7 protein-coding genes are annotated in these 12,766 nt (G+C 36.0%); 3 read left to right on the forward strand and 4 right to left on the reverse strand.

Annotated elements, in window-relative coordinates:
- Nucleotides 1-51: 51 nt before the first annotated feature.
- Nucleotides 52-1,137: a 3-deoxy-7-phosphoheptulonate synthase gene (locus tag ACGH47_RS04250; RefSeq protein WP_220216412.1), complete on the forward strand. Its 1,086-nt coding sequence runs from the start codon at nucleotides 52-54 to the stop codon at nucleotides 1,135-1,137.
- Between the two features lie 51 nt (nucleotides 1,138-1,188).
- Here the strand turns inward: ACGH47_RS04250 and purL are convergent, their stop codons facing one another.
- Complete coding sequence (gene purL, locus ACGH47_RS04255; protein ID WP_411622842.1) at nucleotides 1,189-5,091, reverse strand: phosphoribosylformylglycinamidine synthase; 3,903 nt, start codon at nucleotides 5,089-5,091, stop codon at nucleotides 1,189-1,191.
- Between the two features lie 251 nt (nucleotides 5,092-5,342).
- On the opposite strand from purL, the gene ACGH47_RS04260 reads away from it, so the two are divergent.
- Both ACGH47_RS04260 and ACGH47_RS04265 read left to right on the forward strand, forming a co-directional pair.
- Nucleotides 5,343-8,024 (forward strand): DUF2339 domain-containing protein, encoded by a 2,682-nt coding sequence (locus ACGH47_RS04260; protein ID WP_411622843.1) that lies wholly within the window; start codon nucleotides 5,343-5,345, stop codon nucleotides 8,022-8,024.
- A gap of 242 nt (nucleotides 8,025-8,266) precedes the next feature.
- On the forward strand, nucleotides 8,267-8,785 hold the full coding sequence (locus ACGH47_RS04265) for an endonuclease V (protein WP_411589682.1): 519 nt from the start codon (nucleotides 8,267-8,269) through the stop codon (nucleotides 8,783-8,785).
- A 50-nt stretch (nucleotides 8,786-8,835) separates the two neighbouring features.
- Here ACGH47_RS04265 and glnS read toward each other — a convergent pair whose 3' ends face one another.
- The 3 genes from glnS to ACGH47_RS04280 all read right to left on the reverse strand — a co-directional run bounded on the left by glnS (nucleotide 8,836) and on the right by ACGH47_RS04280 (nucleotide 12,749).
- On the reverse strand, nucleotides 8,836-10,512 hold the full coding sequence (gene glnS / locus ACGH47_RS04270; protein WP_411622844.1) for a glutamine--tRNA ligase: 1,677 nt from the start codon (nucleotides 10,510-10,512) through the stop codon (nucleotides 8,836-8,838).
- 168 nt (nucleotides 10,513-10,680) lie between these two features.
- Entirely contained in the window at nucleotides 10,681-12,024 is a 1,344-nt protein-coding gene (locus ACGH47_RS04275; RefSeq protein WP_267350429.1) for an ATP-binding protein, read from the reverse strand.
- Nucleotides 12,021-12,749: a winged helix-turn-helix domain-containing protein gene (locus ACGH47_RS04280; RefSeq protein ID WP_411599360.1), complete on the reverse strand. Its 729-nt coding sequence runs from the start codon at nucleotides 12,747-12,749 to the stop codon at nucleotides 12,021-12,023. The genes ACGH47_RS04275 and ACGH47_RS04280 overlap by 4 nt, the downstream gene beginning before the upstream one ends.
- Between the last annotated feature and the right edge of the window lie 17 nt (nucleotides 12,750-12,766).

A 12,766-nucleotide genomic window follows, 5' to 3' on the forward strand; every position in this document is an offset into this window, starting at 1 on the left:
ATAAATATTTTACATATAAAATATTTAAATGACTCTCATAAGGAATGCAAAATGTTAAAAGATACACTCAATAATGTCCGAATTCGAGATGAGCACATGTTAATTACCCCTGAAGAAATAAAAGCGCTTTACCCTTTATCACATGAATTAGAAACGCAAATTGCATCATCACGTCAAACCATAGTTGATATTTTAGAACGCCGAGATCACCGCTTATTAATTGTATGCGGCCCTTGCTCTATTCATGATACTGATGCTGCCATTGAATATGCACATAAGTTAAAAAAACTAGCTGACGAAGTTAAAGATAATCTATTTATTGTTATGCGTGTCTATTTTGAAAAACCACGAACCACTGTTGGTTGGAAAGGTATGATCAATGATCCGCATATGGATAGTTCGTTTGATATTGAATTTGGTCTAAAAAAAGCACGTAAATTATTACTTGATATTGTCAAAATTGGGTTACCAATCGCGACCGAAGCTCTCGATCCCAACACACCGCAATATATTGGTGATTTAATTAGTTGGGCTGCAATTGGGGCAAGAACAACAGAATCACAAACTCATCGTGAAATGGCATCGGGTCTTTCAATGCCTGTTGGTTTTAAAAATGGGACTGATGGTAGCTTAGATGTCGCTATAAATGCGATGAAATCGGCTTCAATGGCACACCGTTTTGTCGGAATTAATCAGCAAGGACAAGTTACCGTACTTCAAACACTGGGCAATCCAAATGGACATGTCATTTTACGAGGTGGTAAAGCACCTAATTTTGATGCTGAAAATGTTGCACTCTGTGAGATCCAAATGCAAAAAGCAGGCTTACTACCTAATCTTATGATTGATTGCAGCCATGCTAATTCTAATAAAGATTATCGAAATCAACCCATTGTTGCTAACTCAATCATTGACCAAATTGAACAAGGTAATAATGCTATTATTGGCGTGATGATTGAAAGTAATTTAAACGAAGGCAATCAATCTTCCGAACAACCGAAAGAAAACTTTAAATATGGTGTATCGGTGACGGATGCTTGTATTAATTGGGAAACAACCGATCAGCTGTTACGAAAAATGAATACTCTTTTAGGAAAACCATTACTTAATCGACAAAAACAGTCACTACAATCATAAATATGTTAGTTTAGATAAAATGCTATCGCCGACAATTTGCCGGCGATTTTTTTAGCCTAGTTGCTTACGTGCATTACGGAAAATACGCATCCAAGGACTATCTTCTCCCCAATTTTCAGGATGCCATGAATTTGTTACCGTTCGAAACACTCGTTCAGGGTGCGGCATCATAATCGTTGCTCGACCATCTTGTGATGTGACAGCAGTTATTCCATTTGGTGAACCGTTAGGATTAGCTGGATATTGCTCGGTCACTTGTCCAAAATGATCGATATAACGAACAGCAATTAAACCTGATGCTTCTAACGCATTTAGATGCGCTTGATCACGCGTTTCGACTTGTCCTTCACCATGTGAAACTGCGATTGGCATATGCGAACCTGCCATATCACTTAATAGTAAAGAAGGGCTTTGTTGAATTTGTACCAAGCTAAAGCGAGCTTCAAAACGTTCCGATACATTACGAACAAAACGAGGCCATAATTCTGCACCAGGGATCAAATCCTTCAAATTTGACATCATTTGACAACCATTACAGACGCCTAATGATAAAGTGTTATCACGTTGAAAGAATGTTTCAAACTCTTGTCGAACTTTTTCGTTAAACAATATTGATTTTGCCCAACCTTCACCTGCACCTAAAACATCACCATAAGAAAAACCACCACAAGCAACCAATGTACTAAATTGACTCAATGATACACGACCTTTTAATAAATCCGTCATATGCACATCAATGGCATCAAACCCCGCTCTGTCAAATGCAGCAGCCATCTCAACATGGGAATTAACGCCCTGTTCACGTAAAATGGCGACTTTGGGTTTAACGCCTTTAACTATATAAGGAGCAGCAATATCATTCTGAGGATCAAAGGTAAGTTTTACACTTAAACCAGGATCACTTTCGTTTTGTTTCGCTTGATGTTCTTGATCTGCACATTGTGGATTATCACGTAGACGTTGCATCTGCCAGGTGGTTTCAGCCCACCATGTTCGTAACGTGGTACGTGATTCACTGTAAACTACAGCTGAGTTGTTGCGAATAATAAATTGTTGCCCCGTCTTTGCTTCACCAAGCACATGAACGGTATGTGACAATCCATATTGATTAAAACATGCCATGACACTTTCCAGATGCTCGTTTGCCACCTGAATGACAGCACCCAGTTCTTCATTAAACAGGGTGGCAATCATATCGTGACCTAATGCTGCAATATCAACATCAATCCCACAATGACTGGCAAAAGCCATTTCAGCTAATGTGATAATTAATCCGCCATCTGAGCGATCATGGTAAGCAAGTAACGCATCTTGATTGATAAGCGTTTGGATAGCCTGATAAAAAGCTAAAAGCTCTTTAGCATCATGTACATCAGCTGTTTTTTGCCCTAAGTGACGATAAACCTGTGCCAATGCAGTCGCACCCAGTGCTTGATGACCTTTGGAAAGATCAACAAGTAATAAAGTATTATCAACATCAACTCGTAATTGGGGAGTTACTGTTTTACGGACATCTTCAACACGAGCAAAAGCCGAAATGACTAACGATAATGGTGAGGTTACCGATTGTTGTTCACCATTTTGTTGCCATGTGGTTTTCATCGACATGGAGTCTTTACCAACTGGAATGGCCAACCCTAATATTGGGCATAATTCTTCACCAATCGCTTTTACGGCATGATAAAGTCCAGCATCTTCACCTGGGTGGCCTGCTGCAGCCATCCAGTTAGCTGAAAGCTTAATTCGCTTGATATCGCCAATGTTAGTTGCCGCTATATTGGTAATGGCTTCACCCACGGCAAGTCTTGCCGAGGCAGCAAAGTTAAGTAAAGCAACCGGTGCCCGTTCCCCCATTGACATGGTTTCACCATAATAACTATCTAAACTCGCCGTTGTCACAGCACAATCAGCGACCGGTACTTGCCATGGCCCAATCATTTGGTCTCGTGCAACCATACCGGTAACAGTGCGATCACCGATAGTAATTAAAAACGTTTTTTCAGCAACGGTCGGTAAATGTAAAACCCGTTTAACCGCATCATATAAATTGATATCAGCCGTTGAAAAATTATCGCCATGTGCTTGTTGTGTTTTGACTTCTCTTAACATTTTAGGTGTTTTACCCAATAAAACATCTAAAGGTAAATCGATCGGATTATTATTAAAATACTCATCATGTAGTGCCACCGTTTTATCAAACGTAGCTTCACCAATTACCGCATACGGTGCGCGTTCACGTTGACAAAGTTCATCAAATACATCAAGACTATCTGGGTGAATGGCGAGAACATAACGTTCTTGTGATTCATTACACCAAATCTCTAGCGGTGACATTCCGGGTTCATCGCTTAAAATTTTCCGTAATTCAAATTGACCACCACAGCCACCATCACTGACCAGCTCTGGCATCGCATTTGAGAGACCACCAGCCCCTACATCGTGAATAAATAAAATAGGATTATTTTTGCCAAGTTGCCAACACCGATCGATGACTTCCTGACAACGACGTTCCATTTCGGGATTATCACGCTGCACTGACGCAAAATCTAAATCTGCATCAGATTGTCCCGATGCCATTGATGATGCCGCACCTCCTCCTAAACCAATATTCATTGCCGGCCCACCTAACACAATTAACTTAGAACCAGCAGGAAACTCACCTTTTTGAATATGTTCTCGACGAATATTGCCCATGCCTCCGGCAAGCATTATTGGTTTATGATAACCACGAAGCTCATAACCATTGTGGCTATTAACGTATTCTTCATAGGTACGAAAATACCCCAATAGCGCAGGGCGACCAAATTCATTATTAAATGCAGCACCACCTAATGGGCCATCGAGCATAATATCTAACGCACTGACAATTCGGTCAGGTTTACCAAAATCGTGTTCCCACGGTTGCTCAAAATGGGGGATACGCAAATTGGAAACCGAAAATCCGACTAAACCCGCTTTCGGTTTTGCGCCTCGTCCGGTTGCGCCTTCATCACGAATTTCCCCCCCACTACCCGTTGCTGCGCCTGGCCAAGGTGATATCGCTGTGGGATGATTATGTGTTTCAACCTTCATCAAAATATCGGCATATTCCTGATGATAACCGTAAGTTTGATTATCGCTATCAGCAAAAAAACGTCCAACTTGAGAGCCATCCATCACCGCCGCATTATCTTTATATGCAGAAGAAACATAATCGGGTGTCTTTTCATAAGTATTTTTAATCATTTTAAACAGCGATTTAGGCTGTTTTTCACCATCTATAACCCAATCGGCATTAAAAATTTTGTGTCGACAATGTTCTGAATTTGCTTGCGCAAACATATAAAGCTCGACATCCGTTGGATTACGATTGAGTTTTTGGAAGTTTTCAACTAAATAATCCATTTCATCTGACGCTAACGCTAAGCCTAATTTAATATTTGCCGCTTCTAATGCCTTACGCCCCTGACCTAACAAATCAATAGTAGTCACAGGAACAGGTTGTTCGACTTTAAATAACTGTTCTGCTTGTTCCAGACAAGTCAAAACTGTTTCCATCATTCGATCATGAATGAATGCCAAAAAATCGTTTTTTTGTATATCAGTCAACGGTGAACTCGTTTGAATATAATAAGCAATGCCTCGCTCAATGCGTTGAATTTGTCGTAAACCACAATTATGCGCTATATCGGTGGCTTTTGATGACCATGGTGAAATTGTCCCTATTCTTGGTATAACTAAAAAAAGCGTTTTGTTTGATTTGTTCGAAACAGTGATTTGAGCCGATTTAGGCCCGTATTGTAATAATTTCTCAAGGGTTAGCTGCTGGGCAAAAGTTAATTCACCTTTCAAATCAATAAAATGCAAATATTGTGCTTCAACACTCATAATAGGGATAGATTGTTCAGAACAAGCAGAGAGAAGTTTATGAATACGAAATGCAGATACAGCAGAAGAACCAGCTAAAATTTTCATGCTAATTACTCTTTTTAAGCCAAAAACAGGTAAAAAAAATAGACTAATAGTATAAAAGAAAGTAAACAATGTGGCTATCTTTAAAACATTTATTGTGTTGTAATTCACCTTGTTATTTGTTATCGATTACATATAATATACCGTAACTAATAAAAAAATATCTCAGAAATATAAGAAATATGATAAGCACATTTACAATACTATTGATTTTCGTTCTACTGATTTCAATAGTGATAATAATCAGTTTATGTTTGAATTCAAGTTTAGACAATTTACAATCTCAAATTAATGAGCTAACAAAAAAAATTCAACGTTATGAATTAACAGAAAACAATACTAAGTCGGTAGAATCTGATCTTGTTCATTCCAACCTCAAAGCCACTATTGAACAGGATGTAAAAATCGCTGAAAAAAAACCTGAATATGTTGAGCAATCAGAAAACACCAATGATTTACAACAACTAACCAATATTCAACCGGTAACGTCAACACAAACATCACAACATCAACCATGGGAAAGCTCGCCATCAAGAAATCAATCAACCAAACAAGGCAAAAACCCCAGTGTTTTCAATTCGTTTTTTACCTGGCTTTTTCAAGGCAATTTGATAGCTAAGGTTGGCATTATTATCCTATTTTTTGGTCTTTCATATTTATTTAAGCATAGTATTGAAAATCAATTAATCTTACCTAATGTTCGTATTTTTGGTGCACTGATCTTAGGTTTAGTATTATTTGTGTTTGGTTGGTATTTACGCACAAAAAAACGGATATATGCCCTAATATTACAAGGCGGTTCTGTAGGTATTTTATATTTAACTATATTTGCAGCCTGTAAACTTTATGCACTTATTCCATTCTTAGTTGCTATTATTTTATTAATCACCCTTTGTTCAGTGAGCGTTTTATTCGCTGTTTTACAACGCGCAATGAGTTTGGCAATTATTGCCAGTATTGGTGGCTATTTAGCCCCGATATTGTTATCAACAAATTCAGATAATCACATTACATTATTCAGTTATTATTCCGTCATTTCGAGTGCAATTTTAGTAATTAGTATTTGGCAATCATGGCGAATACTTAACTTAATAGGATTTGTATTTACTTTTGTAATTACCTCATCATGGGGAATAATTAATTTTCGCCCAGAATTTTATACTGAATGCCAGTTTTTTATCATCGTTAACATGATAACCTATGGCATTTTAGCTACCTCATTAGCTGGTCCTAAAACTAATAAAAAAAACCATCCACATATTATTGATATTATTTTATTTTTTGGCACCCCTATAACTGCCTTCATGTTGCAATATGCTATTACGCGACAATGGCCGCTTGGACCGACATTTTCTTCATTGGGATTTGGAATATTTTATTTAACAATATTTTTTATCACGTTACATTACAATCGATTTACATCAAGAACAAGTTCATTGTTTGGTATTGCAATAGGACTCTCTTTTATTACATTAGCGATTGCTCTTTGGTTTAATCTTGAATGGACAGTATTAATTTGGTTGTTTGAAGGCACTGCATTAAGTTGGGTAATGCTCAATAACAGACAGTTCAAATTTGCCATGCTAGGGGCATTCATTAATACATTTAGTTTGCTATACTTATGTTATAATTTGCCTAATTTAGTCTTTACCGTCACAGAAAATATACTCTTTTTAGGATTGATTAGCCTGATTTTACTGATTAATGCTCTTATTTGGCACTATTACTGTAATCAAAATAATTGGGGTAACATTTTCAAAATCGTATTTTTTGTATTGGCTAGCCACGCTTGGGTAATCTGGATTCTATATAGCATTATAAGAATTGACCAAATAGCACATAAACTACCAATTTTACTTTTAGCTTTCCTAATTGCTACATGGGTCTGGTATTACATCGGTCAAAAACTAAAATGGACTATGCTCAAATTTGCTGTTTTACTGCTCTGGCCGATCATGTTATTTTTACGATTAATCAATGAAAAATTCTTATTTGATACTAATTTATTGACGACTAACTGGAACATGGTTTGGGCAATCGCCTTTTTGAGTTGCTATTTTTATTTGTATATTATCAAAGACAGATTAATTAAGGCTCAAAATTATTTTTATTTAATCCTGCATATTAGTTTGTTTTTGATGACTTTAGATTGGTTATTCTTTGAAATTAAGAATAGTTTAAGTTTATTACCACTAAGCTTAGAGACTATTCAATACTGTACATTATTCTTCCTGGATAGCGGTATTGTATTATTATTTTATCTTCTTGTTAAAAAAAGATTATTAACTCATTTTGCGATTAGTAAAACTTATTGGTTAATAGGTTTAGCCCCTATCATAATTTATTTATTTGTGAAATTATTCATATTTATCTTTTATAGTGGTCAAATAATCAATTGGCCTTATATACCAATATTTAATCCGCTTGAATTGAGTGCAATTTTTGCCTTACTCATGATTCGAATTTGGATAAAATTCAGCGCTTATTTCATACAATTTGATGATCAGAAAATTAGTCTGTCTAACATTAATCAAAAATTGCCTAATTTTGCTACCATACTATTAATTGTCATGGCTTGTTTATGGACCAACAGTATGATTTTGAGATGCTTAAGTCAATGGCTTGATATACCTTGGTCGTTTTATCAATTATGGAATTCCAAAATCATTCAAGCAACAATTTCACTTATATGGACGCTTGTTGCCGTTGTCTTAGTCACTATTGGTCATCGTTATCAACAACGTATTACATGGTTTACAGGAGTAACACTCCAAACTATTGTCGTAATCAAGTTAATTTTGATTGATAGCATTGAACTTGAGGGATTATTGAAAGCATTTGCATTTATTGCTATAGCAATACTGATGCTAATCATCGGTTATTTAGCACCATTACCGCCAAAAATAAAGGTTGAAAATAATGAGGCTAATAAATAGTAAATTACATATTTCACATAGGGTTAACTAACCCTATGTGTTAGATTATTATTTTTATTTATGGCTATTTCTTATTATGAATATAAAATAAAGTATAAAAATTAAGTTATTTATAATGTTAAAAAAAACAAAATTTAATCAAATTAATCACTCCAATTATTAAAAATACTGACTTGTTTTACTAAATTAATCTCAGTATATTGATTTAATGATCAATAAGTTTTATCGAAACGGAATTTAATATGATACTTGCAATTGATGTTTATTATATCGATACTCGAGCAAAAACAGTGGGGGTGTTATTTAATCATTGGTGCGATTCAAAATCTGACATTCAAAGTATAATTACTGACTATCAAGATAATGTTGCTCCTTATCAATCTGGTCAATTTTATCAACGTGAATTACCTTGCATTTTATCCCTGCTCAATAAAGTTGATCTTAATAAAATTTCAACAATTATCATTGATGGTTATGTGCATTTAAATGAAGGTAAAATAGGTTTGGGTGGGCATTTATATAATGCTTTAAATAAAAAAGTACCTATTATCGGCGTTGCTAAAAAACCTTTTGCAGGCAATAGTGACTATTTAATGGAAGTTGTCCGAGGTCATAGTAAACACCCGCTTTATGTAACCTCAGTTGGTGTAGCACTAACGAGTGCAGCTAAAAACATACAATCAATGGCCGGTAAATACCGAATGCCAGATATTCTCAGCTATTTAGATCAACAAACAAAATTGTTTAAAATCGGTGAGTAATCACATTTAAAAAGTGATTTGCCGACATGATGTCGGCAAATCTGGTTAATTTAAGCTTCGTTCCAACTATCTCTTAACCCAACCGTTCGGTTGAATACTAAATTGTCATTGGTTGCATATTTACTATCTAAACAGAAGTATCCTTCACGTTCAAATTGATAAGCATGTCCAACTTCAGCATTTTGTAAACTTGGCTCAACAAAACCCTGTTTAACGATTAAAGAGCTTGGGTTAATGGTTGATAAAAAATCGTCTGCTGCCCCAGGATTAGGCGTATTAAATAAACGATCATAAAGACGAATTTCTGCTGGTTTAGCAAATTTGGCTGAAACCCAATGAATAACGCCTTTAATTTTGCGTCCATCTTCCGGATTTTTATTTAAAGTGGCAGGGTCATAACTACAATAAATCGTTTGAATATTGCCTTGTGAATCCTTTTCAACCCGATCAGCACGAATGACATAAGCATTTCGTAAGCGCACTTCTTTACCCAATACTAAACGTTTGTAATTTTTGTTAGCTTCTTCTCTAAAATCAGCACGATCGATATAGAGCTCACGAGTGAATGGCACTTCACGATGACCAAGTTCAGGACGATTTGGGTGATTAGGCACGTTGAGAACTTCATCAATTGTTTCAGAATAGTTTTCAATTACCACTTTAACAGGATCAAGAACAGCCATCGCTCGCGGCGCGTTTTCGTTAAGATCTTCACGGATACAAAATTCAAGCGTACTCATCTCTACCGTGTTTTCTTGTTTCGTCACACCAATTCGACGGCAAAATTCTCGAATTGAAGCAGGCGTATAACCTCGACGACGGAGACCCGAAATAGTTGGCATACGAGGATCATTCCAACCATCAACAATTTTTTCTGATACGAGTAAATTTAATTTCCGTTTAGAGGTAATAGCATACTCTAAATTTAATCGAGAAAACTCATATTGATGTGGGCGAGCTTCAATCGTTATGTTATCTAATACCCAGTCATATAAACGACGATTGTCTTGAAATTCAAGCGTACAGAGTGAGTGAGTAATATTTTCAATCGCATCAGATATACAGTGGGTAAAATCGTACATTGGATAAATACACCATTTATTGCCTGTTTGGTGATGTTCTGCAAATTTAATACGATATAACACCGGATCACGCATAACAATGAAAGGTGAAGCCATATCAATTTTTGCTCTTAGACATGCTTTACCTTCAGCAAATTTACCTTCTTTCATTTGAATAAATAATGCTAAATTTTCATCAATGCTACGATCACGATAAGGACTATTTTTACCCGGTTCTTTCAACGTACCACGATATTCACGAATTTCATCAGGCGAAAGCTCATCAACATAGGCTAATCCTTTATTAATTAACTCAATCGCATATTCATATAATCGGTCAAAATAATCAGATGAGTAACAAATTTCACCATCCCACTCAAACCCTAACCAACGAACATCTTCTTTTATCGATTCAACATATTCGACATCTTCTTTAACAGGATTAGTATCATCAAAACGTAAATTACATTTACCTTGATAATCCTGAGCAATCCCAAAATTTAAGCAAATTGATTTGGCATGACCAATATGCAAATAACCATTTGGTTCTGGAGGAAAACGTGTATGCGTCGTTTTATATTTTCCTGCTGCAAGATCTGCATCGATAATTTGACGTATAAAGTTAGTTGGACGTGTCTCTGTCTCGGTCGGTAGTGAACCGCTCATAAAAACCTCTGATTGTTGTTAACTAATACAAAATTTTAACTATTAGTTTGGTTACTTATCTCATTTGACTTGAGAATATAACAAATTTTTTGTTTTTCTGAAATGAAAAAACAGCATGATTTGAATTGATATGCTTTTCTGTTTTCTAAAAACGAATTCCCAATAAAATTATTCTTCACCAGACTTTATTGAAACAACAAATCTTGCACCGCCTAAAGGGCTAGTGACAACAAATGCTTTCCCATTATGAAATTCTGCCATTAATTTTACATAAGCTAATCCAAGACCATATCCACCTGTTGAACGAGTTCGACTGGTATCAAGCCTTGCAAAAGGCATAAAAATTTTTTCACGTGCATCAAACGGGATACCGGGACCATCGTCATCAATCTCTATAATAACTCGATTGTTCTGTTTTGTAATATTTAAAACCGCTTTATGCGTTGCATATTTGAACGCATTAAGTAATAAATTCTTAACTATGGTTTCAACCAGATTAGTATCAATAAGCGCTTTTACGTCTTGACTGTGACAAACTAACTCAAATCCTTTAGGTTTGAATAATTCGAGAGATTGACAAACTTTTTCCGCCCACTGCTTGAGTGATACCGACGTTAAATTTAACTCAATATTACTTTGCTGCATTTTAAAGTAACTTAAACTGGCATTAATGAGCGTTTCAAGTTCATTAATATCATCGCTCATTCCTTTTTGCAGCAATAACTTTTCTTGTACATCATCACATTCTTCGAGCATACTGAGCTCAAATCGCATACGAGCCAGTGGCGTACGAAGTTCATGCGCCATTGCATGCGAAATGGTTTGATTAGTGCTAACTAAATGCTCAATGTGTGTTCCCATATTATTTAACACATTTGCTAACGGTTTAAATAACCAGCCTTTAACATTTTCAGTGCGCGCTTTAAGGTTTCCTTGACCAAGCTGTTCGGCTGTCTGTCTAATGCTAACCAAATCCTTCCAAACAGCACTAAACGCAAAATAGATTAAAATAAAAAAGACAATTGCACTAAAAAGCGCCCAAATAACGAGAAAAACACTTAAAGACATCGTGTTTGATTCTAGAATATCCCGCATCATAATAGGGCCTAGCTGAAGAAGATGCCCCTCTTTTAAATCAATATAGACCACTTCTTTGTCACCATCATAGGCAAATCCAAGTTCTGCTAGCTCTTTATTGATGGAATGGGGTAACGAAGTATGACTCGGTAAAACTTCAATCGGATACCCAAAATAGGGTTGCAGTTCATCTACCACTTCTTGCAGAGGACGATCTTTATTCTCATTAATTTGCATTCGAATCAGATTGACCGTACCTCGTTGTGATTCACGAAAGACAATGTGGTCATCAGGAATATCCGTTAATGAAGAAGGCAACGAATCAAAAACGAGTAGTGCACCATAGGCAATAATACATTGTAGTGAAAGTAAGATAACCAGATAAAAAACAATCCGACGATTAAAAAACAGCGGTTTTGCTAATAATTGTCTCAATGATTATCCCCTTCTCTCATAAATAGATAACCTTTCCCACGAACCGTTTTAATACGTGAAGGGTTATCAGGATCATCAAGTAACTTGCGTCGTAATCGAGAAATACGAGCATCGATAGAACGATCCGTTCCATCAAAATCTATACCACGAACTTGAGAAAAAATATCATCTCGAGATAAAATTTTACCTGCATTATTTGCCAACAACCAAAGCAGATCGAACTCTGCTGTGGTGAGATCGATTTCTTGACCTTCGAGTAATACTTTTCGATTTTCATCATCGATAATCAGATTATCAAAAATCAACGTTTTATTATTCGTTGCCGTGACGGGATCTTTATTTACTTCTTTATCGAATTCAATTTGCTTTCGTCTTAATAAAGCTCGAATGCGTGCCAATAATAACCTTGGCTCGACTGGTTTTGCCAGATAGTCATCTGCTCCTAATTCCAAACCGACAATTTCGTCAATATTATCTTCACTCGCCGTCATGATAAGAATATAGTTTGTAAACCATGTTCGTATATCTCGACAGATATCAAAACCAGATTTTTCGGGAAGCATCACATCTAAAATAACCAAATCGGGATTTATTTCTTGAATTTTTTCTTCTGCACCTTCACCACTATTATGCCAATCAACAAGATATCCTTGGCGAACCAGATAAACTTTTATTAAATTAGCTAACCTTTGATCATCTTCAATGATTAAAATACGTTCACTCATCTTAGGTTCTCATTACC

The sequence above is a fragment of the Gilliamella sp. CG16 genome (assembly GCF_046635785.1).
Lineage (GTDB): Bacteria > Pseudomonadota > Gammaproteobacteria > Enterobacterales > Orbaceae > Gilliamella > Gilliamella apicola_I.

Excerpts from the sequence above, each read along its gene's own strand:
- ACGH47_RS04250 (WP_220216412.1), top strand. The coding sequence starts at position 52 with ATGTTAAAAGATACACTCAATAATGTCCGAATTCGAGATGAGCACATG.
- purL (WP_411622842.1), bottom strand. The coding sequence starts at position 5,091 with ATGAAAATTTTAGCTGGTTCTTCTGCTGTATCTGCATTTCGTATTCAT.
- ACGH47_RS04265 (WP_411589682.1), top strand. The coding sequence starts at position 8,267 with ATGATACTTGCAATTGATGTTTATTATATCGATACTCGAGCAAAAACA.
- glnS (WP_411622844.1), bottom strand. The coding sequence starts at position 10,512 with ATGAGCGGTTCACTACCGACCGAGACAGAGACACGTCCAACTAACTTT.
- ACGH47_RS04280 (WP_411599360.1), bottom strand. The coding sequence starts at position 12,749 with ATGAGTGAACGTATTTTAATCATTGAAGATGATCAAAGGTTAGCTAAT.